This is a genomic window from Micromonospora vulcania (assembly GCF_042658605.1).
In the GTDB taxonomy this organism is placed as follows: domain Bacteria; phylum Actinomycetota; class Actinomycetes; order Mycobacteriales; family Micromonosporaceae; genus Micromonospora; species Micromonospora vulcania.
Genome location: NZ_JBHSQS010000011.1, coordinates 174,810 through 196,409, shown reverse-complemented (window position 1 = coordinate 196,409; position 21,600 = coordinate 174,810). Strand labels below are relative to the sequence as shown.

Here is a 21,600-nt window from a genome sequence, read left to right as displayed (position 1 = left end):
GGACAACTGTTGGGGAATTCTCGGCTCCAGTGCTCTGACCTGCTGATACGTGTTCCCCAGCCTGTGGAGGAGAATATTTCGGTCGGCCTGGTGACACGATCGTCCCGTACTATCTCCAGCGAACGGCTACACCTGGACAGCGGATTCCGCTTTCGGTTCAGAAGGGTCACACTCCGGCCGTGAATTACCGGGACTGGGGACGCGGGGAGGGCAGCCCGCGCGAGCGCCAGCCGACCGCTTCGTGGGGTGATTCCGCGTCGTCGCTTCCGGTCGATCCGTACGACGAGGACGGGCGCTATCGCACCTCCAGCCGGCGGCGCGCGTTGGACCGTGGGCAGGACGAGCCGGTCGACGCCTACCTGCCCCGGTGGGCTCTGGAGTCGGGGGTCGAACGCGCTGACGGTGGTGGCCGGCACGCCGCGCCGGACGACGACGACGGTGACGGTGACGGTGACGAGCGAGCCCGGCCGGGTTCCGGGGCCGGTTGGCGGGCGGCCGAGGTGACGAGCACGCGTTGGCGGGGCGGCGAGACGAGTTGGCGCGAGCGGCCGGCGATCGGTGCGGGTCCTGATTCGGATCACACCGGGGAGTGGACTCTCGACCGTCCGCAGGAGCAGGGGTACGTCGGTAGTCGGCGTGCCGATTCGGCGGAGGAGCAGCCGGTCTCCGGGGCGGTTCCGGACCGGCGTCCCCGCCGTGCGCCGGCGGGCCGGCCCCAGGTGATCTGGTCCGGTGGTGACCTCGATCCCGCGCCGGCCGAGCCGCCGCCCCGTCGGGACGCGGAGCGGCCCACTCGGCGCAGCCGCCGTGCTGCTGAGGAGTCCTGGTCCCGTCCGGCGGTCGACCCGTGGGAGCGCGGTTCCGATCGGGCGGTCGAGCCCGACCCGTCGTACGCGCCTGCGGTGGATCCGTGGGATGCGTCCGGTCTGCACGCGTGGTCGCCGACGGCCCGTACGGACCGGGCGGGCGACACGGACGTGAGTGGTCAGTGGTCGCAGACGGAGAGCGTCGGTGGTTGGGAGCTGTCCGATCGCACCGGTCAGTGGGAGCGGTCCGCGGTCGAGGACGACCAGTGGGACCGGACGTTGCCGCCGACGTCGGACCGGGCGGTTGCTGCTCAGGGCTGGCCGAGTCGGGACGACGGGGTGTTCTGGTCCGGCACCCGGTTGGCTGGTGACGACCCGCGCTGGATGGATCTGCCCACGTCGGCGCCCCGGTCGCCGGTGGTCGGCTACACGGCTCCGCGCCCGCGCAGCGCCCCGGTTCCTCGTACCGGGCCGCGCCGTCGGGCGGACCAGTCGCCGGTCGGGACGGCGTCGGTGCGTCGGCGGATCGAGTCGGCGGCCTCGGCTGGTTGGTCGCGGCGTCTGGAGGACGACCTGCTCGATCCGGATCCCGGTGGGTCGATCCGGCCGCTGTTGTACACCGCCGCGTGTTACCTGTTGCCGGCGGTGCTGGTCTTCGTCTGGCTGTTGACCCTGGACGGTCAGGCGCCGGCCGGGTGTGTCACGGATATCAGCGGTGGTGGGTGTGATTCGCCCCGGTCGCGCGCGCTGGAGTCGCTGCTGGCGGGCTCGCCGCGCTTCGGACTGGCCCTGGTGAGCAGCCTGGTGGTGGCGGCGCTGCTGCGTCGGGTCGGCACCACCTGGCGGTCGGCGACCATCGCGATTGCCGCTGCGGTGGTCGGTGGGGGCCTTTCCACGGTGCTGATCAGCGCGGTGACCGGTCAGCCGATCGGCTGACCATTCGACGGCCCTGGATGCACCAGGGCCCGCACCGATCGCTCGGTACGGGCCCTGGTGGCGGTGTTGCGGGCGTCAGCCCTGAACGACGTTCAGGTTGAACGACGCGGTCACCTCGGGGTGCAGCTTGATCTTCACCGGGTAGCTGCCGGTCGACTTGATGTGACCGGGCACCTCCAGCCGGCGCCGGTCGAGGACCGGGCCACCGGCGGCCTTGACGGCGTCGACGATCTCGGCCGACGTGACCGAGCCGAAGAGCCGACCGCCGTCGCCGGCGCGGGCCTTCAGGCTGACCTTGAGGCCCTCGAGCTGACCCTTGACCTCGGTGGCGTGGTCGAGGTCCCGGATCTCGCGGGCCGAACGGGCCCGCTTGATGACCGTGACCTGCTTTTCCGCGCCCTTGGTCCAGACGATCGCGAAGCCCTGCGGCAGCAGGTAGTTACGGCCGTAGCCGTTCTTGACCTCGACGATGTCGCCCGGGGCACCGAGGCCGGACACTTCCTGAGTCAGGATGATCTTCATATCGGTGCCTCCTCTCAGCGGGTGGTAGCCGTGTACGGCAGGAGCGCCATCTCACGGGCGTTCTTGACCGCGCGGGCGATCTGCCGCTGCTGCTGCGAGGTAACGCCGGTCACCCGCCGAGCGCGGATCTTGCCGCGGTCGGAGATGAACTTGCGCAGCAGCGCGGTGTCCTTGTAATCGATATAGGTGATCCCGTCCTTGTCGAGCGGGTTCACCTTCTTCTTCGGCTTGCGAAGTGCCGCAGCCTTGGCCATTGCACGTGCTCCTGGTTTGCGATCGCGGGCGCTCGGCGCCATTAGAACGGGGGCTCCTCGTCAAAATTGGCGCCCGAACCGGCACGCGCGGGAGAGGGTGCGGCCGAAGCCCAGGGGTCGTCGAAGTTGCCTCCGCCGCCACCCTGGCCACCACCACCGCCGCTGCCGCCACCGAAGCCGCCGCCCGCTCCACCGGAGCGGGACATCTTCTGCACCTTTGCCGTGGCGTAGCGCAGCGACGGGCCGATCTCGTCGACCTCAAGCTCGATGACGGTGCGCTTCTCACCCTCGCGGGTCTCGTAGGACCGCTGACGCAGCCGGCCCGACACGATCACCCGAGCGCCGCGCTGCAGCGACTCGGCGACGTGCTCGGCGGCCTGCCGCCAGACGGTGCAAGCGAGGAACAGCGGCTCGCCGTCCTTCCACTCGCCGGACGCCTTGTCCATGAATCGGGGCGTCGAAGCGACCCGGAACTTGGCGACCGCAGCCCCGGAGGGGGTGAATCGCAACTCGGGGTCATCGGTCAGGTTGCCGATGACCGTGATGGTGGTGTCTCCTGCCATGACCATCTCCTCGCGCACTCAACGTCTCGTCGTACAGGCTCCCAGAGCCGTACGACAGAGCCGCGGAGGCTGATCCGGACGAACCGGGGTTTGAATGCTTAGCGCATCTCCGGTCGGATGACCTTGGTGCGCAGCACGGACTCGTTGAGTCGCAGCTGACGGTCCAGCTCAGCCACCGCGGCAGGCGTGGCCTGCAGGTCGATGACGGCGTAGATGCCCTCAGCCTTTTTGTTGATCTCGTACGCGAGGCGCCGGCGGCCCCACACGTCGGTCTTCTCAACCGAGCCACCCGCGGTCCGGATCACGTTCAGGTACGTGTCGAGCGACGGGGCGACGGTGCGCTCCTCGAGGCTGGAGTCGAGGATCACCATAACTTCGTAATGACGCAAGACGTGCTCACCTCCTGTGGGCTAAGCGGCCACGGTCCTTCCGTGGCAGGAGGTCGTGCGTCGTGCCCGCACGTGCCGGGGGAACCCGGCCGGACGCGGACAACCGGACCAGGATACCCGGTCCGGACGATCATGCCCGGGGCGGTCGGGTCAGCGCCCAGGCGTGCCGACGGGGGCCCGCCGGCCAACCGTCACCGGTCGGTGGTGGGCCCCCGTCAACGAGGCCGCGGGGCGTCCCGTCCGCATTCCTTGGGTGGGACCTGGGGAGGAACGACCACACCGATGAGGTTGGACCGAAGACGCCCCGCGGAGCTTTTATCGTGTTGTTATCTGACGATACAACGGCTCTCGTACCTTGTCGGGGGGAAAAGCACAAATTTCCGAGATTCTTCATCGACCGGATCTGGTGCCCCGAGGGGCCGCCCCCGCCACGCCGGGCCGCGCGGCGGGGGTGACCTCGCTGTCGGTCCGTCGGCCACCGGTCGCCGTACGCGGCGCTCGCGCCGCCAGCGGTACCGGGCGTTGACCGCCGGCTCCAACTCATCAACGATCGTCGGTCCGCCCGGTGACGCGGCCGGCGGCCTCGGCGCGCCGACCCTCACCCCACCCGTCGGGGTCGCGACGTAGGCTCGCTCGCATGCGTATCGGAGCCCACGTCGATTCGACCGACCCGCTGGCGGAGGCGACCGCACGGTCCGCCGACACCGTGCAGTTCTTCCTCTCCGACCCGCAGGGGTGGAAGGCGCCCAAGCCGCGGGAGGACGCCGAGCGGCTGCGCGCGGCCGAGGTCGACCTCTACGTGCACGCGCCGTACGTCATCAACGTGGCGACCCTCAACAACCGCATCCGGATCCCCAGCCGCAAGCTGCTGCTCGGGCACGCCACCGCAGCCGCGGCGATCGGCGCCAAGGGCCTGATCGTCCACGGTGGGCACGTCAATGCCGGGGACGACCTGGCCGTGGGCTTCGACAACTGGCGCAAGACATTCGCTTACGCCGCCGACTCCGGCGGCTTCGGTGTCCCGGTGCTGATCGAGAACACCGCCGGCGGCGACAACGCGTGCGCCCGCCGACTGGACGCGCTGGCCCGACTCTGGGACGCCATCGGCGACCACGAGGTCGGCTTCTGCCTGGACACCTGCCACGCGTACGCCGGCGGTGAGGAACTGCTCGGTCTGGTCGACCGGGTCAAGGCGATCACCGGGCGGATCGACCTGGTGCACGCCAACAACTCCAAGGGCGCGTTCAACTCCGGCCAGGACCGGCACGACAACCTGGGCGGCGGGACGATCGACCCGGAGCTGGTCGTGGCGGTGATCCGGGCTGCCGGTGCGCCGGTGGTCGTCGAGACCCCGGGAGGCGTGACCGGTCAGGCGGCCGACATCGACTTCCTCCGTCAGCAGCTCGGAACGGAGATCCCGGCAGCATGACGACCGGACAGTCCGGGACCGGCAGCGCCCGGCCCACCTCCACCGGCAACGGCGAGATCCGACCGGCCACCCCGCCCGCCACGGGCACCCCGCCCGCCCGCACCGCCGCCCCCACGGACGCCGCCCTCGACTCGGGCGGGAAGACCGCGACCGCAACGGGTGACGCACCCGAGCCGGGTCCCGCCAGGAACAACGGCGACAAGGGCACGGCGGAACCCACCAAGACCAACGGTGGTACGGACGAGGCGGAACCCACCAAGACCAACGGTGGTACGGACGAGGCGGATCTCGCCAAGGCCAACGGCGGTGCGGACAAGACGGGCCAGAGCAGCACCGAGAAGGACAAGGCCGCCAAGGACGATTCCGGCAAGGACAAGGCCAGCGAGGACAAGGGCACCGAGGACGTACCTGCCAAGGGCAAGGCAGGAAAGGGCAAAACGGGGAAGGGCAAGGCCGGGGTAGGGGACGTCGGGAAGGACGCGACGCCCGACGGCGAGCCCAAGCCGGTGACACCCGAGCGCTGGGAGGCGTTCGCCTCCGCGCCGGAGCCGGTGCCCTCCCTGATCAGTCGGGCGACCCGGGCCGTCGGGCGGGCCCTGATCCACGAGTGGACGCTGGCGGCCCTCGGTGCGCTGGCGTTGGCCGTTCTGATGACGTGGCCGACGCTGCGCTACCCGCGCTACACGCTCCCGCAGGACTACTGGGACCCGAGTCTGCAGGCCTGGCAGATGGCCTGGTCGGGGCACATCCTGCTGGCCGACCCGGCGCACCTGTGGCAGTCCAACACGTTCTTCCCCGAGCTGTGGAGCTTCGCGTTCTCCGACACGCTGCTCGGCTACGCCCCGGCCGGCATGCTCGGCAGCGGCCCCGAGGACGCGGTGCTGCGCTACAACATCATGTTCGTGCTGGCGCACGCGCTCGCCACGCTCGGGGCGTACGCGCTGGCCCGGCAGCTCGGCGCGGGCCGGATCGGCGCGGCGGTCGCCGGGGTCGGCTACACCTACGCGCCGTGGTTGCTGGCGCAGGCCGGGCACCTGCACGTGCTCTCCAACGGCGGCATCCCGCTGGCGCTGGCCATGCTGGCGCGCGGGCACGGTTGGTCGCTGCGCCACGGCTACCGCCCTGAGCGCCGCCACGACGGCTGGGTCTACGCCGGTTGGCTGGTGGCGGCCTGGCAGCTCAGCCTCGGCTTCGGCATCGGCCTGCCGTTCGCGTACTTCCTGGCCGGCGTGGTGGTGGTCGCTGCCATCCTCTTCCTGGCGCGGCGGCTCCGGACCGGTACGGCACCGCTGTTCGGCCGCCGGCTGCTCGTCGCCGACCTGGTCGGCGGGGTGTTCTTCGCCGGGGTGGGTCTGCTGATGGCGTACCCGTTCTTCAAGGTCACCGAGCTGCACCCGTACGCCGAGCGCACGATCGGCGACATCGACATCTTCTCGCCGCCGGCGTCCGGCTTCGTGACCGCACCGGCGGAGTCGCGGATCTGGGGTGGGCTGCACGAGGGTGCCCGGGCGGCCCTGCCGTGGCACCCGGAGATGACCCTGCTGCCGGGCTTCGTGCTCTACGCGCTGGCCGCCGGCGGGCTGTTCTTCTCGGTGTGGCGGCTGCGGCACCGGCTGCTGCTGCTCGCCGGGGTGCTGGTGACGATGGCCTTCGCGATGGGCACCCGCTTCTTCGACGGCAGCTTCACCTACGTCCCGTTGTTCGAGCACGCGCCGGGCTGGAGCGCGCTGCGTACGCCGGGTCGGTTGATGCTCTGGACCACGCTGCTGCTCGGTCTGCTCGCGGCGGGCGCGGTCACCGCCCTCACCGACCGGGTCCGCGAGTTGGCGGCGCAGCGCATCCCGTCCTGGCCGGGGCCGTGGCTGCGGTTGGCCACCCTGCTGCCGTTGCTGCTGGTCGCCGTCGAGGGCCTGAACACCACCCCGCATCCGGTGGTGCCGACCCAGCCGGCGGCGCTGCGTACGGCGGAGGGACCTCTTCTGGTGCTGCCCAGCAACCAGAGCCTGGACCAGCACGTGATGCTCTGGTCGACCAGCGGCTTCCCGGACGTGGTGAACGGCGGCAGCGGCTTCACCCCGCGTCAGCTGGACGACGTTCGCCGGGTGAGCCAGTCGTTCCCGGACAAGACCAGCATCGACTACCTGCGGTTGTTCGGCGTCCGCACGGTGGTGCTGCTGCGCGGCCAGGTGGCCGGCACACCGTGGGAGATCAGCATCGACGCGCCGGTCGACGCGCTCGGCATCACCCGCCAGGACGTCGGCGACGCGGTGGTCTACCGGCTCTGATTCGGCTGGCGCCGTAGGAATCCTCTGCGGATCAGGTGGCGGTGGTGGCTAGGTCGCGCGGGGTTTCGGTGCGCTTCGGGCGCTGGCGCCATCGGTCCAACCAGGGCTCGTCGGGTGCGCCGTCGAGGACGCCGCCGTCCGGGTCGTCCGCGTAGTTGATCCGCACCGCGTCCCGCTCGGGGTGCAGGATCTCCCGAATGACCAGCACGCAGAGCACCACCACGGTGGTCAGCCGCAGCGTGGCGGCCAGCACGAACACTCCCTCCGGGAAGACCGGGCGGCTGGTCGCCGCACCCAGCAGCTCGCCATAGAAGGCCGCGAAGTAGCACACCTCGGCGAGCTGCCAGGCCAGGAAGGCACCCCACTTGGGCCGGGCCAGCACCGCCAGCGGCAGCAGCCAGAGCACGAACTGCTGGGACCATACCTTGCTGAAGATGAGGAACGCGGCGACGACCAGGAAGGCGAGCTGGGCGAGCCGTGGCCGGCGCGGCGCCCGCAGCGCCAACACCGCCACGCCGAGGCAGGCCAGCCCGAAGAGGGCGTACGAGAGGGTGTTCAGGGTGGGGATGTTGGCGTTCAGCCACTCGAACGGGCCGAGCTGAGCCGGGTCGTTGCCGACCTTGCCGTCCAGGTAGCGCCCGATGTACCAGAGCGTTCCCCAGTCGATCGGTCGGGTGGTGTTCAGCTCGAAGAACCGGCCCCAGTTGTCCGGGTAGGACCGCGCGGCCGGCAGGTTCACCAGTGCCACCGCGGCGATCGCCGTGCCGGTCGCGGTGAGTGCGGCGCGCATCCGTCCGGCACGCAGCGCGAGCACGAGCACCGGGCCCAGCAGGAACAGCGGCCAGAGCTTGGCCGCGCCGGCGAGCCCGAGCAGTACGCCGGCCACCGCCGGTCGTCGTCGGGCCCAGGCCAGTAGGCCGAACGCGGCCAGACCCACGGCGAGTAGGTCCCAGTTGACGGTGGCGGTGAGCAGCAGTGCCGGTGCGAGCGCGAACAGCGCCGCATCCCAGGGTCGTTTGCGGCGTAGCGCGAGGATCACCGCCACCGTGGCCACCGCGAGCGCGCCGAGCACCAGCGCGTTGAGGTTGTAGAACCACTGGCCCTGGTTGATGCTCGGGTCGCCGTCACCGATGGCGTGCACCGGCAGGCCCAGTGCACCCATGAAGTAGCCGGTCAGCACCGGATACTCGACCGGGTGGTCGCGGTAGGGCACCTTGCCCTCGTTGAGCCCTTCGGCGTAATAGAGCGCGAGCACGTCCGTGTAGCAGAACCGGGTGTACTGGGTGTTGTTCTGCCAGGCGCCGTCCTGGCACGGCGACTTCTGCACCCAGTGCAGGGCTAGCGTGAGGCAGGCCAGCGCTAGCACGATCCGGACCGCGGTCCAGAACCGGCGCTCCCCACCCGCCGGCCGGTTGAGCGCCGTCGCGTGGTCGCCCAGCGGCCCGCCGATCACGCCGGAGATGCCGCGGACGAACCCGTCGGAGCGGGACGGGTGGTCGGTGGTTCCGGCGTCGTCGATGCCGGGCGTCGACTGGGTGCTCATGAAGAGGCATCCTGCCGTACGACCGGGGTGCGCGTCCCGTCGCGGCACGGTGTTCCGGGCACGCAAACGCCGCCGCCGGCTGGACAGGTGTCCGGCCGGCGGCGGCGTTGAGCGATACGGATCAGTCCCGGTTGGGTGGCAGACCGGGCAGCAGACCGCCGCCAGCTCCGCCGTTGCCGCCGTTACCCCCGTTACCGGGGCCGCCGGGGTTCTGGTTGTTGCCGCCGTTGCCACCGTCGTTACGCGGGCAGAACGGGTTGGTCAGTGGGTCGCAGGTCGGCAGACCGGGGATGGTCGGCTGGCCCGCCGGCGGCGGGGGCGGCGGTGCCGCTTCACCGTCGCCGGAGTTCGGGTCGCCCTTGTTCGCCGCTGGCGGGAAGTCGAGCTTGTCCTTGCCCTTCAGCGCCTCGTTCATGAACCGTTCCCAGATGTCACCGGGCAGGTTGCCACCGCTGACCTTGCGGTTGTCCTTGAGGATGAGTGGCTTGCGATCCTTCACGTTGCCGACCCAGACCGCGGTGGCCAGCTGCGGCGTGTAGCCGATCATCCAGGCATCGCCGTTGTCGGAGCTGTCGCCCCGGAGTTCCCAGGTACCGGTCTTGGAAGCGGCCTTGCGGCCGTCGTCGAGCTTGTGATGGACCGCGGCCGGGTAGTCCTTCAGCACCGACGTCACGTCGGCCACCACGTCCTGCTCGACTCGCCGCTTCGAGTCGAGCTTCTCGGTGGCGACCTTGTCCCACTTACCGGTGCTGGGGTTCTGCTTCTCCACCGAATAGAGGAAGTGCGCCTTGTTGTAGACGCCCCCGTTGGCGAAGGTGGCCACACCGTTGGCGTGGTCCAGCACGGTGATCGGGTACTGGCCGTAGCCGACCACGTTGAAGAACGGCGACGGCGCGAGGTCCTTCGGGTCGCTCTTGGTCAGGTCGTACGGCTTCGCCGGGTCGACGTCGGTACGCCACATGGTGGTGACGCCGGCCTGCTTGGCCATGTCGATCACCTTGTCGGCGCCGATGTCCTCGGTGACGTGATAGAAGGGCACGTTCAGCGACTTGAGCGTGGACACCCGGAGCGTGCAGGAGTTGTGACAGTCCGGGTCATCGTCGCCGGCGTTGCTGACCTTGAACTTGGTGCCCTCCGGGGTGAACGCCTTGCCCTTCCAGCGGGACTCGATCGCCTTGTTGGCCTTGAGTGCGGCGGCCAGGGTATAGATCTTGAAGCTGGAGCCCGGTGAGTGACCGCCGCTGATATTGCCGGCGATGTCGGTGTTCTTGCCGGCGTAGTCGGTGCCGGTGCCGTTGTCGCCGCCGTAGTAGGCGACCACCCGACCGTTCTGCGGGTCGATCGCGACCACCGCCGCCATCAGGTTCTTCGGCTGGTCGGCGAGCTCGGAGCCCTTGGTCTTGCGCTGGGCGGTCGCGACCGCCGCGGCCTGCATCTTGGTGTCGATCGTGGTGCGGATCCGATAGCCGCCGGCCATCAGGGCCTGTGAACAGAGCGGCTTCTCGGCGGTCACCAGCGTGTCCTTGTCCACGCAGATGCCCTTGTCCCGCATCTCCTCGCGGACGTAGTTGATCACGTTGCCGTACGGCGTGTCGACGCCGTAGTCGATGCCGATGCCGCCCTTCTTGGGGGACTTGATGTTCTTCGGGTACGCGGTGGGCCGCTCCGGCATGCCGGCCACGCCCAGCCACCCCTCCTTGACCATGCCCTCGATCACGTAGTTCCAGCGATCCTGGGCGGCCGGCAGGTTGATCGCCGGGTCGTACCCCTGGTGGGTGGCGCTCGGCTCCGGCTGCTTGATCAGGGCGGCGAGCACCGCGCCCTCGTCGGGTTTGAGTGCGCTCACCGACTTGCCGAAGTAGGTCTGCGCCGCCGCCTCGATGCCGTACGCGCCCCGACCGAAGTAGATGACGTTGAGGTAGTGCTGCATGATCTGCGGCTTGGTGTATTCGTCGTTCAGCTTGGAGGCGAAGATCGCCTCCTTCACCTTACGGCCGTAGGTGTCGTCCTTCAGGTTGTCGATGGCGTTACGCGCGTACTGCTGGGTGATCGTGGACGCACCCTGCTTGTCGCCGCCGGAGACGTTGTTCCAGGCGGCCCGGGCGATGCCCTTGTAGTCCACACCGGAGTGCCGGTAGAAGTTCCGGTCCTCGGCGGCGGCCACCGCGTGCTGCACGTACTCCGGGATCTGCTCGATGGTCACCAGGGTGCGGTTCTGGTCACCCACCTTCGCGATGATCGTCTTGTTGTCCGCCGCGTACAGCGTGGTCGCCTGGGGCGGGGTGATCTCGTCGGGCAGCACCACGTTGGTCGAGTAGTAGGTGAACCCAACCACGCCGATGCCGGCGAGCATGATGAAGACCGCGAACCCGGCGATCAGCAGGTTCGTCCGCTTGCGCTTCTTGGCGCGGGCCATCCCGCTCGGGTCACCCGCACCTCGACCGCCCCGACCGGGGCCGTTCGGTCCACCAGGCCCACCGGGGCCACCCGGGCCACCGGAGACCGGGGAGACGCTCGCCCGGGCGACCGCGGCCCGGCCACCCACCGACGCGGAGCCGACACTGGCCCGGCCGGCCGAGGCGGCGCCCACGGATGCGGACCCGACACTGGCCCGGCCCGCTGGTCCGCCCGGCGCCGGAGAGACCGGCACCGAGGCGCGGCCCGCGCCGGCACGACCGGCGGCCGCACCGGGTGCCGGCGACACCGGCACCGAGGCACGACCGGCCCGGCCGGCCGCGGCGGGGCCCACCGAGGCGGAGCCGGCGGCGGCACCACCGCGCGGCGGTACGGCGGCCGAACCGCCGACCGAGGCTCGCCCGCCGGCGGCCCGGGGTGTCACCGGGGCACGGCCGGGGGGTGCGGCACCCTCCGGTGCCGACCAGCCGCCTCCGCGAGCGTCGTCGCCGGATCGGCGGTACGCGTCGTCCGCGCCCGGTCCGGGGTCGCCGTCCGGGCCCGGGTACTGGGCCCGCCCGCGCGCAGAACTGGGATCGCCGTACGAGTTCATTCCTCACACCCTGCCGGTCGCGGTGGGGCGCGACTGCGCCGCCACCGGGTTGCCGTGAGTTGCTTCACCCGTAACGCCGGCACGGGGGTGCCGGTTCGCCGGGGGCATTGCTGTATCAATCGGGCTAATCAGACCAACGAGCGGTCGGCCGTCCCGGGTCACATCTGCGGCCCCGGGGCCGGTCGAGCCAGCTCGGATCACCGTTGCGCCTCTCGCCTCCGCCGACCGACACCACCGGTGCCGGCCACGTCCTGCTCGCCCGCGACGTCGCCGTCGCCGGTCAGACCGTCCCGGCCGAGCAGGTACTGCTCGACGAGATGGTTCCAGTCACAGCCGAGACACACCTCCACCACGAAGACCTGGAACTCACTTAGCGTCATCGCCAGCACGGGCAACTCGGCCAGTGTCCGGGCCTGCCCGGCGGACTGCTTGAGTTCGTCCCCGTAAATGTAGTGGACGAGGGTCAGGTTCTCGCTCCGGCAGATGGGGCAACGCCGGTCGGTCGGCTCGCCGTGGAACCGGGCGGCGTTCTTCAGGTAGGGCGACGCGTCGCAGACGTCGTACGTGCCGACCCGGCCCGCCAGGAGCTCACGCAGCACCGCTCGCTTCTGTAGCGAGTAGTCGACGACCTGGCGCTGCGTACGCATGCGGAGAAGGGTACGCGGTCCGGCCCGACCAGGCGACCACGGTCACTATCCGTGACGGAGACACCCCGGATTCGGGGTTTGCCCTGGACTCCGCGACCCGCTAACGTGCGATGTATCGGTCCGATACATCGCGGCGGTTACCACTCAGCGCCGGAGGGTAAAGAGAGGGTGGCCTGTGCTCGAGTTCGCCATCCTCGGCCTCCTGCAGGAGTCTCCGATGCACGGCTATGAGCTGCGCAAGGAGCTGACCGCCAAACTCGGCGCGATCCGGGCGGCGATCAGCTACGGCTCGCTCTATCCCACTCTGCGCAGGTTGCAGGCGTCGGGATGGATCACCGAAGCCGCCGAGACGCCCGCCACCGCCGAGGAGGTTCCCGCACTGACCAGCCGACGAGGTCGGGTGGTCTACAAAATCACCGCGGACGGCAAGGAACGCTTCGCCCAGCTCATCGCACAAGCCGGGCCCGAGACGTACGACGACACGGGCTTCGGGGTGCACTTCGCGTTCTTCGCCCGGACCGACCAGGCGACCCGACTGCGCATTCTGGAGGGTCGCCGCCGCAAGATCGAGGAGCGTCGCGAAGGGCTTCGTGACGTGCTGGGCCGGGCGGCCGAGCGCCTCGACGCTTACACCTTGGAACTGCAGCGCCACGGCCTTGACGCCTGTGAGCGTGAGGTCCGCTGGTTGGAGGAGCTCATTGCCAATGAGCGCTCCGGCCGAGCCCCGACGGTCCCGCAAACCGGGACGGCCGGTGGCCGACGAGAAGACATCAGCCCGCCTCCGCCTGGAGAGACCAGGAAAGAGCGGCCGTGACAGAAAAGAAGGAGGCAGACGCTATGGGCTCCGTCCGCGTCGCCATCGTCGGTGTGGGTAACTGCGCCTCGTCCCTGGTTCAGGGCGTCGAGTACTACCGGAATGCCGACCCGAACGACCGCGTCCCGGGTCTCATGCACGTCACCTTCGGCGACTACCACGTCTCCGACGTGGAGTTCGTCGCGGCGTTCGACGTGGATGCCAAGAAGGTGGGCATGGACCTCGCGGAGGCGATCGTCGCCAGCGAGAACAACACCATCAAGCTCTGCGACGTGGCGCCGACCGGCGTCAGCGTGCAGCGCGGCCCGACCTTCGACGGTCTGGGCCAGTACTACCGTGAGATCGTCGAGGAGTCCGACGCCACCCCGGTCGACGTGGCGCAGTCGCTGCGCGACGCGCAGGTCGACGTCGTCGTCTGCTACCTGCCGGTCGGTTCCGAGCAGGCCGCCAAGTTCTACGCCGAGGCCGCGATCGAGGCGGGCTGCGCGTTCGTCAACGCCCTGCCGGTCTTCATCGCCTCCGACCCCGAGTGGGCGAAGAAGTTCGAGGACGCGGGCCTGCCGATCGTCGGTGACGACATCAAGAGCCAGGTCGGCGCCACCATCGTGCACCGCGCGCTGGCGAAGCTCTTCGAGGACCGCGGCGTCGAGCTGCTGCGCACGTACCAGCTCAACTTCGGCGGCAACATGGACTTCATGAACATGCTGGAGCGCAAGCGGCTGGTCTCGAAGAAGATCTCGAAGACCCAGTCGGTCACCTCGCAGATCCCGCACGAGATGAGCAAGAGCGACGTGCACATCGGCCCGTCGGACCACGTGCCGTGGCTGGACGACCGCAAGTGGGCGTACATCCGCCTGGAGGGTCGCTCGTTCGGCGACACCCCGCTCAACGCCGAGCTCAAGCTCGAGGTGTGGGACTCCCCGAACTCGGCCGGCGTCATCATCGACGCCGTTCGGGCCGCGAAGATCGCGCTGGACCGGAAGATCGCCGGCCCGATCCTGTCGGCCTCGTCGTACTTCATGAAGTCCCCGCCGGTGCAGTACGCCGACCACGACGCCCACCAGGCCGTGGAGGAGTTCATCGCCGGTGAGGTCGAGCGCTGACCCGCTGACCACCAGCAGCACCGAAGGAGGCCGGACCCACTCGGGTCCGGCCTCCTTCGTCTAGTTGCCCTGTTCCCAGCTCGGCCGGCGCTGCCGCGCCACCGCCGCCCGGTCGGGCTTCAACGGAAGCCAGTCGTCGTTCGGCAGCAGTATCTGCGGGTAGACCTGGCCGAACCCGATCACGAACGCGACCACGTCGATGACCACGTGGGTGGTCCGCTGGGCATAGACGGAGATCCGATCGGTGCTCCAGTTGACGCCGGACATGAAGCCGTTCGACATGGTCCGGCCGGTCTCGAAGTTGAGCGTGGCGAACGTCGTCGGACGCGGCAGACCGCCCGGGAAGATCTGCAGGAAGCCGGCCGCGAGCGACCCGACGGCCGTCACGGTGCCGAACGTCGCCTCGCTGATATAGACGTAACGGGCCAGGTTGATCTCGATCGTGTGGCCGCCCAGCAGCCGGCCCGCGCTGTCCAGGTTGACCGGGGCGTCCGGGTTGTCGGGCTCGTAGATGTTGACCCGCCCCTGTGCCGTCCGCGTGTCGAGCACCCGTTGCGGTATGACCGGCACGATCCGGTTCGAATTGGTGCTGGTGTGGACCCGATCCACCTTGCCGTACTCCTCGTACCTGCCGGTGGCCGCCCAGATGTTCCCGGCGGTGTCCAGCCCGATCGACCCGACCTCGGCGGAGGACGAGAGCCCTTCTCCGTTGGGTGTCAGGCGTAACGTCGGCGCGGTCAACACCCGCCCGTTCGGCTCGGTGATCACCTTGCCGTTCGCCAGCCGCAGGGTGGCGGTGTTGGAGGAGCTACGCAGCGTGGTGGCGTTGACGGCATTGTTGTCGGAACCCTGGAGCACGGGGTCACCGGGCGCGGCCTCGGCGGGCAGGGCGGCGGCCGCGCCGACCACGCTGGTGCCGGCCAGCCCCGCGGCGACGGTGCCGGCACGCCGCAGCAGCCGACGACGGTTGACGGTGTTGTCCTGGTCCTTGCTCATCCGGACCCCCAAGGGGTATCGACGATTTTCTACATCATCGATCCTCACCCTCTGCACACGCCGCCACAACGACCGAACGGCTCCAGCGGTCAGCCCAGTCCGAGCACCTCCCGCTCGAAGGCGACCCGGGCCTCCAACTCCAGCAGCTTGACCTTGCGGGGCAGGCCACCGCCGAAGCCGACCAGCTTGCCACCGGCACCGACGATCCGGTGACACGGGACGATGACCGGAATCGGGTTGCGATTGCAGGCCACACCCACCGCCCGTGCCGCCCCGGGATCGCCGACCAGACCCGCCACCTCGCCGTACGTCAGCATCTCGCCGTACGGAATCCGGGTCATCTCCCGCCACACCGCCCGCTCGAAGGCCGACCCGCGCGGAACCGACACCGGAACGGTGAAGCCGGTCAGCTCACCGGCGAAGTACGCCCGCAGCTCGGCGACCGCCTGCCGGGAGGCCGCGTCGTCGGGGGCCTCGACCGCCGCGTCGACCCGGCCGAAGTGCGCGCCGCAGACGCTCGTGCCGTCGGTCGCCACGGAGAACTCGCCGATCGGTGAGTCGAGCACGGTCCAACGCATCGACCCATTGTTCCTGGCGCGGGCAACGGGAACCAACCCCGCCGCAGGAGCCGATCGGCGTTGCGTGGCGTCGATACCGTGCAGGTCGTGGCCACGGGGACGCTCATTTTTCTGATCATCGGTGGGGCGGGCGTCGCGGTACTGGCGCTCGCCCTACTCGGCACCGAGTTACTCCATCTCGGGCACGTCGACGTGGACGGGCCGATCTCGACCGAGACGGTCGCCGGTTTCGCCGGTGCGTTCGGCTTCGGCGCGGCCATCGTCAACGAACTGCTCGGCGCGCGTACGCCCGGCATGGTCGCGGGCGCGGCGGTCGGCGGCCTGCTCGCCGCCGTACCCACCGGTTGGTTGGCTTCCCGGCTGAGTCGGGCGGCGCGCAACATGCGCACGGACCCCACCCCCACCCGGGACCACCTGGTCGGCGCGCTCGGCCTGGTGGTCACCCCGGTACCGGTCAGCGGCTACGGCGAGGTCCGGGTACGCGTGGCCGGTCAGCCGGTCAAGCTCTACGCCCGCGCCGACCAGCCGATCCCGATCGGCGCACAGGTCTTCGTCGTGCAGGCGCTCAGTGAGACCAGCGTGCACGTCGAGACCTACTGACAACTCCTCCAGACGGGACTCCTCCATGCTCCTGTTAATCGCCATCGGCGGCGCGGTCCTCCTCGTGCTCGTCCTGGTGCTCTTCGTGCTCTCCCGGATCAAGGTGGCGGGGCCGAACGAGGCGTTCATCGTCACCGGCCGCAAGGGCCGCACCACGCAGACCGCCGACGGCGGCCGGTCCACCGACATGTCCGGGCAGAAGGTCGTGCTGGGCGCCTCGGTCTTCGTGCTGCCGGTGGTGCAGAAGCTCCAGTCGCTCGACCTGTCGAGTCGACGCATCGACGTCGGCATCCGCGGCGCGGTGAGCAAGCAGGGCATCCGCACCGACCTGCACGGCGTCGCGATCGTCAAGGTCGGCGGCACCGAGGACGCGATCCGGGCGGCGGCCCAGCGTTTCCTGCACCAGCAGGACGAGATCGACAACTTCACCCGGGAGGTGCTGGCCGGCGCACTGCGCTCGATCGTCGGTCGGCTCACCGTCGAGGAGGTGATCCGCGACCGGGCGGCGTTCGCCAACGCGGTGGCCGAGGAGGCCGAGCACTCGATGACCAACCAGGGCCTGGTACTGGACACCTTCCAGCTCCAGGACATCCTCGCCGAGGGCTCGTACCTGCAGGACCTGGGCCGGCCCGAGGCCGCTCGGGTGCTCAAGGACGCGGCGATCGCCGAGGCGCGGGCGCGGCAGCAGGCCGAGCAGGAGCGGCTGCTCGCCGAGGAGGCCATCGCCGAGGCGAACCGGAACCTGTCCCTCAAGCAGGCCGGCATCCAGGCCGAGATCGACGCGGCGAAGGCGCGGTCCGCGGCGGCCGGTCCGCTCGCCCAGGCGGAGCGGGACCAGGCGATCCTCTCCGAGCAGCAGAAGGTGGCCGAGCGCAACGCCGAGCTCAAGCAGCGGCAACTGGACACCGAGGTGCGCAAGCCGGCCGACGCGGCCCGCTACAAGGTGGAGCAGGAGGCCGAGGCGGCCCGCAACGCGGCGGTGCTGAACGCGGACGCACAGCGCCAGTCGGTCATCGCCGCCGCACAGGCCTCGGCCGAGCAGGCTCGGCTCACCGGTGAGGGCGAGCGGGCCCGCCGCGCCGCGCTCGCCGAGGCGAACGCGATCGAGGGTGCCAAGGAGGGTGAGGCCGAGCAGCGCCGGCGCTCCGCGATCGCCGAGGCGGTGGAGCGGGAGGGTCAGGCCGACGCGGCGGCCATCCTGGCGAAGGGGGAGGCCGAGGCCGACGCGATGGCGCGCAAGGCCGAGGCGTTCGCCGCGTACGGGGAGGCGGCGGTGCTGGACCTGCTGGTCAAGGTGCTGCCGCAGGTCGTGGAGGCGGCCAGCGCCCCGATCGGGGCGATCGACAAGATGACCGTCATCTCCACCGATGGCGCGTCGTCGTTGACGAAGTCGGTGGCCGGCAACGTGGCGCAGGGGCTCCAACTCGGCAGCGACCTGACCGGGATCGACCTGGCCGGACTGCTGGCCCGGCTCGGCTCGGCGTCCACCCCGACCGGCAAGGGCACCGCGTCGGTGGACGGGACGGCCGTCGAGACCCGCTGACGTCGTACCCTGCGGAGAAGCCAAAGTGGATCTTGGAGGGAAGGTGCCCCCGGAGGGGCGCTTTGCCTCCAAGATCTGCCGTAGCGGCCAGGGCTACGCGATCAGGCCCTCGGCGCGGGCCCAGCGCAACAGCTCGGCCTCGGCGGCGTCGCGGTCCAGCGGGCCGTGCTCCAGGCGCTGCTCCTTGAGGTGCTTCCAGGCCCGCCCGACCACCGGCCCCGGCGGTACGCCCAGCAACTCCATGATCGCGTTTCCGTCCAGGTCGGGGCGGACCCGGGCCAGGTCCTCCTCGGCCGCGATCCGGGCGATCCGGTCCTCCAGCGCGTCGTAGTCGGCCGCGAGCTGGGCTGCCTTGCGCCGGTTGCGGGTGGTGCAGTCCGAGCGGGTCAACTTGTGCAGCCGGGGCAGGAGCTCACCGGCGTCGGCGACGTAGCGGCGTACCGCCGAGTCGGTCCACTCGCCCCGCCCGTACCCGTAGAAGCGCAGGTGCAGCGCGACCAGCGCGGTCACCTGCGCGGTGACGTCCTTGGGGTAGCGCAGCGCCTTCATCCGGGCCTTGGTCAGCCGGGCGCCGACCACCTCGTGGTGGTGGAAGCTGACCCGACCGTCGGGGGCGGCGGCCTTCGTCGCCGGCTTGCCCACGTCGTGCATGAGGGCGGCCATCCGCAGGATGAAGTCGCAGCCCTCCTCCTCGTAGGAGACCGCGTTCTCGACGACCGTCAGCGTGTGCTCGTAGACGTCCTTGTGCTGGGCGTGCTCGTCGATCTCCAGCTTGAGCCCGGTCAGCTCCGGCAGGAACCGCTCGGCCAAACCGGTGTCGACCAGCAGCCGCAGCCCGGTGATCGGGTCGTCGCCACAGAGCAGCTTGGTGAACTCGTCCCGGATCCGCTCGGCGGTGATCCGGTCCAGGTCGGCGGCCATCCGGCTCATGGCCGTGTGCACGTCCGGGTGCACCGCGAAGCGCAGTTGGGCGGCGAACCGGGCGGCCCGCAGCATTCGCAGCGGGTCGTCACCGAACGATTCGCGGGGGGTGCCGGGGGTACGGATCACCTTGGCCGAGAGGTCGTCCAGCCCGCCGTGCGGGTCGGTGAACCGGTGGTCCGGCAGACTGACCGCCATCGCGTTGATGGTGAAGTCGCGTCGCTTCAGGTCCTCGTCGAGGTTGGTGCCGTACTCCACCACCGGGTTACGGGTGACCTGGTCGTACGACTCGGCGCGGAAGGTGGTGATCTCCAGCCGGAGGCCGTCGCGCTGGGCGCCGATGGTGCCGAACTCCCGGCCGGTCTCCCAGATCGACTCGGCCCAGCCCTTGATGATCCGCAACGTCTCGTCGGGGTGCGCGTCGGTGCAGAAGTCGAGGTCGTCACCGAGCCGGCCGAGCAGCGCGTCGCGCACCGAACCGCCCACCAGGTGCAACTCGTGACCGGCGCGGACGAACCGGTGGCCCAACTCGTCGGCGACCGGTGAGACCCGGAGCAGTTCGGCGACGGCGTTGCGCTGCGCGGCGGTGAGTTCGCGGCGGTCGGCGGCGTGGGGAGCGGAGGCTTCGGACATGGGATCGCCAGCCTATCGGGCCGGGGTGTGATCCGATCCGCCGGGCGCGGCTAACGGCTGGGGGTTGACTAAGGTCTGTGACGTGCGGGCCGGTGCCCGGCTCGACGTACCCCTTGGAGGCTGGAGATGAGCGGCGGGCTATACCGCAGCGCCAACGCCATGCCGGACGGCAACGTGCCGCCGGCTGACGGGGCGGTTTTCATCTCCGCGGAGCCACTGAACCAGCCCGCGGTGGAAGCTACGGCGCCCCCGCCGGAGGTCGTCGCCGAGACCAGCGCCGCCGCGAACAGCGCGGTCATGGCGATCGGCAGTCTGGTGAGCCGGGGTACCGGCTTCATCCGGAACCTGATGATCGGTGCCGCTCTCGGCAACCTGATCGGTAACGCCTACACGACCGCCCAGTTCCTCCCCAACCAGGTGTACGAGTTCCTGCTCGGCGGGGTGCTGACCAGCGTGCTGATCCCGGTGCTGGTTCGTCGGCGCAAGAGCGACGCGGACCGGGGCGAGGCGTACGCCCAGCGGCTGCTCAGCCTGGCGGTGCTGGCGCTGGCCGCCGCCGCCCTGCTCGCCATGGCGTCGGCACCCCTGCTGACCGCCATCTATGCCAGCGGCAAGGACGAGAGCTACACCGGCCTGGTCACGCACCTGTCGTGGCTGATGCTGCCGATGCTCTTCTTCACCGGCGTCAGCGCGTTGATCGCTGCGGTGCTCAACACCCGAGGCCACTTCGCGGCCCCGATGTGGGCGCCCATCCTCAACAACCTGGTGGTGATCGGCACCTTCGGCCTCTACATCCTGGCCTTCGGGGCGAAGGGGCTACAGCCGTCGGAGATGGGCGTGGGGCGGACCCTGCTGGTCGGCGGTGGCACCCTGCTCGGCGTGGCGGTGCAGACCGCCGGGCTGCTGCCGGCGCTGCGCAAGGTCGGCTTCCGCTGGCGGTGGCGGTTCGACTTCCGCGAGTTGGGGCTGCGCGAGCTGGCCCAACTCGGCGCGTGGATGTTCTGCTACGTGGCCGTCAACCAGCTCGGGCTCTTCGTGGTGGTCAATCTCCTCACCCGGGCGGCCGGGGAGGACCAGGCCGGCATCCTCATCTACAACAACGTCTTCCTGCTGCTGATGATGGCGCACGGCATCATCGCCGTCTCGATCATCACCGCGCTGATGCCCCGGATGGCCGCTGCCGCGGCTGACGGGCGGTTCCACGACGTCACCGCCGATCTCTCCCGGGGCATCCGGATGGTGACGGCGGTGCTCGCGCCGATCGCGGTCTGCTACGCGGTGCTGTCCACCCCGATCTCGGTGGTGGTCTTCAGGTACGGCGCGTTCAGCGCCGAGAACGCGACGGCCACGTCCACCGTGCTGCTGGCCGCCGCGCTCGCCCTGGTGCCCTTCGCGATCAGCCAGCTCTTCACCTTTGCCTTCTACGCGCTGCCGGACACCCGCACCCCGGCCTTGATCAACATTCCGGTGGTCGCGCTGCGGGTCGGCGTGCAGATCGTGCTGTTCGCCGCGTTCGCCGCGCATTTCGCGGCGGCCGGGATGATGATCGGCAATGCCGTGTCCTACCTGGCCGCGGCGATCGGCTCGGCCTGGTTGCTTCGTCCGAGGGTCGGCCGGATCGGGTTGGGCGCCATCATGCGTACCCTCGGCCTGGTTGTGGTCGCCGCACTCGGCGCGGCGCTGGTCGGCTGGCTGGTGATCGCTCTGCTCCCGGGTGACGACACGCCGGGCTGGACCGAGGCGGCGATCCAGCTCGTCGTGGGTGGAGCGGTGATCGGCGGGACCTACCTGGGACTGGCCATGGTCCTGCGGATCGGGGAGATCACCGAGGTGGTCGGCATGGTCCGGCGTCGACTTGGTCGCTGAGCGCGACCGCTCACACACGAGACGTCGCCGTCCGCACGGACGGTTACTGCGGATCACCAGGCTGGGGATGCACCTGTGGACAACTCCGCGTTTCGCCGCTCAGCCACCGGATCGGCCTGTGGATAACCAGCCGTACGGCTGAGCGTGCCGGTCCGATCGGCGGGA

At 70.2% G+C, this 21,600-nt stretch carries 18 protein-coding genes; 8 read left to right on the top strand and 10 right to left on the bottom strand.

Going from position 1 to position 21,600, the window contains the following annotated elements:
* Positions 1-179 precede the first annotated feature (179 nt).
* Entirely contained in the window at positions 180-1,742 is a 1,563-nt protein-coding gene (locus ACFQGL_RS20135; protein ID WP_377513720.1) for a hypothetical protein, read from the top strand.
* A gap of 75 nt (positions 1,743-1,817) precedes the next feature.
* Here the strand turns inward: ACFQGL_RS20135 and rplI are convergent, their stop codons facing one another.
* From rplI to rpsF, 4 genes are all read right to left on the bottom strand, one after another.
* Positions 1,818-2,264, bottom strand: a complete 447-nt coding sequence (gene rplI, locus ACFQGL_RS20130; protein WP_377513719.1) for a 50S ribosomal protein L9 — start codon at positions 2,262-2,264, stop codon at positions 1,818-1,820.
* Positions 2,265-2,278: 14 nt separating this feature from the next.
* Positions 2,279-2,518 (bottom strand): 30S ribosomal protein S18, encoded by a 240-nt coding sequence (rpsR, locus tag ACFQGL_RS20125; RefSeq protein ID WP_013289355.1) that lies wholly within the window; start codon positions 2,516-2,518, stop codon positions 2,279-2,281.
* Positions 2,519-2,559: 41 nt separating this feature from the next.
* Positions 2,560-3,099: a single-stranded DNA-binding protein gene (locus ACFQGL_RS20120; protein ID WP_377513718.1), complete on the bottom strand. Its 540-nt coding sequence runs from the start codon at positions 3,097-3,099 to the stop codon at positions 2,560-2,562.
* An 80-nt stretch (positions 3,100-3,179) separates the two neighbouring features.
* Entirely contained in the window at positions 3,180-3,470 is a 291-nt protein-coding gene (gene rpsF, locus ACFQGL_RS20115; protein WP_117668160.1) for a 30S ribosomal protein S6, read from the bottom strand.
* Positions 3,471-4,107: 637 nt separating this feature from the next.
* On the opposite strand from rpsF, the gene ACFQGL_RS20110 reads away from it, so the two are divergent.
* Both ACFQGL_RS20110 and ACFQGL_RS20105 read left to right on the top strand, forming a co-directional pair.
* Entirely contained in the window at positions 4,108-4,899 is a 792-nt protein-coding gene (locus tag ACFQGL_RS20110) for a deoxyribonuclease IV (protein WP_377513717.1), read from the top strand.
* Positions 4,896-7,184, top strand: a complete 2,289-nt coding sequence (locus ACFQGL_RS20105) for a hypothetical protein (protein WP_377513716.1) — start codon at positions 4,896-4,898, stop codon at positions 7,182-7,184. Before ACFQGL_RS20110 ends, ACFQGL_RS20105 begins: the two co-directional genes overlap by 4 nt.
* A 31-nt stretch (positions 7,185-7,215) precedes the next feature.
* Here the strand turns inward: ACFQGL_RS20105 and ACFQGL_RS20100 are convergent, their stop codons facing one another.
* From ACFQGL_RS20100 to ACFQGL_RS20090, 3 genes are all read right to left on the bottom strand, one after another.
* Positions 7,216-8,727, bottom strand: coding sequence for a glycosyltransferase family 87 protein (locus ACFQGL_RS20100; protein ID WP_377513715.1), 1,512 nt, complete (start codon positions 8,725-8,727; stop codon positions 7,216-7,218).
* A gap of 121 nt (positions 8,728-8,848) precedes the next feature.
* Positions 8,849-11,734, bottom strand: a complete 2,886-nt coding sequence (locus tag ACFQGL_RS20095; RefSeq protein WP_377513714.1) for a transglycosylase domain-containing protein — start codon at positions 11,732-11,734, stop codon at positions 8,849-8,851.
* A 197-nt stretch (positions 11,735-11,931) separates the two neighbouring features.
* Entirely contained in the window at positions 11,932-12,381 is a 450-nt protein-coding gene (locus ACFQGL_RS20090) for a DUF5318 domain-containing protein (RefSeq protein ID WP_377513713.1), read from the bottom strand.
* A gap of 175 nt (positions 12,382-12,556) precedes the next feature.
* Here ACFQGL_RS20090 and ACFQGL_RS20085 point away from each other — a divergent pair, with 175 nt between their 5' ends.
* Entirely contained in the window at positions 12,557-13,195 is a 639-nt protein-coding gene (locus ACFQGL_RS20085) for a PadR family transcriptional regulator (RefSeq protein ID WP_377513712.1), read from the top strand.
* Between the two features lie 23 nt (positions 13,196-13,218).
* Entirely contained in the window at positions 13,219-14,298 is a 1,080-nt protein-coding gene (locus tag ACFQGL_RS20080; RefSeq protein WP_377513711.1) for an inositol-3-phosphate synthase, read from the top strand.
* A 60-nt stretch (positions 14,299-14,358) separates the two neighbouring features.
* Here the strand turns inward: ACFQGL_RS20080 and ACFQGL_RS20075 are convergent, their stop codons facing one another.
* Complete coding sequence (locus tag ACFQGL_RS20075) at positions 14,359-15,294, bottom strand: hypothetical protein (RefSeq protein WP_377513710.1); 936 nt, start codon at positions 15,292-15,294, stop codon at positions 14,359-14,361.
* 89 nt (positions 15,295-15,383) lie between these two features.
* Complete coding sequence (locus tag ACFQGL_RS20070) at positions 15,384-15,872, bottom strand: methylated-DNA--[protein]-cysteine S-methyltransferase (protein ID WP_377513709.1); 489 nt, start codon at positions 15,870-15,872, stop codon at positions 15,384-15,386.
* A 78-nt stretch (positions 15,873-15,950) separates the two neighbouring features.
* Between ACFQGL_RS20070 and ACFQGL_RS20065 the strand changes: the two genes are divergently transcribed.
* Together ACFQGL_RS20065 and ACFQGL_RS20060 are read left to right on the top strand one after the other, a co-directional pair.
* Positions 15,951-16,472 carry a hypothetical protein gene (locus tag ACFQGL_RS20065; RefSeq protein ID WP_377513792.1) on the top strand — a complete coding sequence of 174 codons (522 nt, stop codon included), beginning with the start codon at positions 15,951-15,953 and terminating at the stop codon, positions 16,470-16,472.
* A 25-nt stretch (positions 16,473-16,497) separates the two neighbouring features.
* A complete protein-coding gene (locus tag ACFQGL_RS20060) occupies positions 16,498-18,015 on the top strand; it encodes a flotillin family protein (RefSeq protein ID WP_377513708.1) in 1,518 nt (505 codons plus the stop codon).
* A gap of 93 nt (positions 18,016-18,108) precedes the next feature.
* Here the strand turns inward: ACFQGL_RS20060 and ACFQGL_RS20055 are convergent, their stop codons facing one another.
* Positions 18,109-19,569 (bottom strand): CCA tRNA nucleotidyltransferase, encoded by a 1,461-nt coding sequence (locus ACFQGL_RS20055; RefSeq protein ID WP_377513707.1) that lies wholly within the window; start codon positions 19,567-19,569, stop codon positions 18,109-18,111.
* A 126-nt stretch (positions 19,570-19,695) separates the two neighbouring features.
* Here ACFQGL_RS20055 and murJ point away from each other — a divergent pair, with 126 nt between their 5' ends.
* On the top strand, positions 19,696-21,435 hold the full coding sequence (gene murJ / locus ACFQGL_RS20050) for a murein biosynthesis integral membrane protein MurJ (RefSeq protein WP_377513706.1): 1,740 nt from the start codon (positions 19,696-19,698) through the stop codon (positions 21,433-21,435).
* The last annotated feature ends 165 nt before the right edge of the window (positions 21,436-21,600 follow it).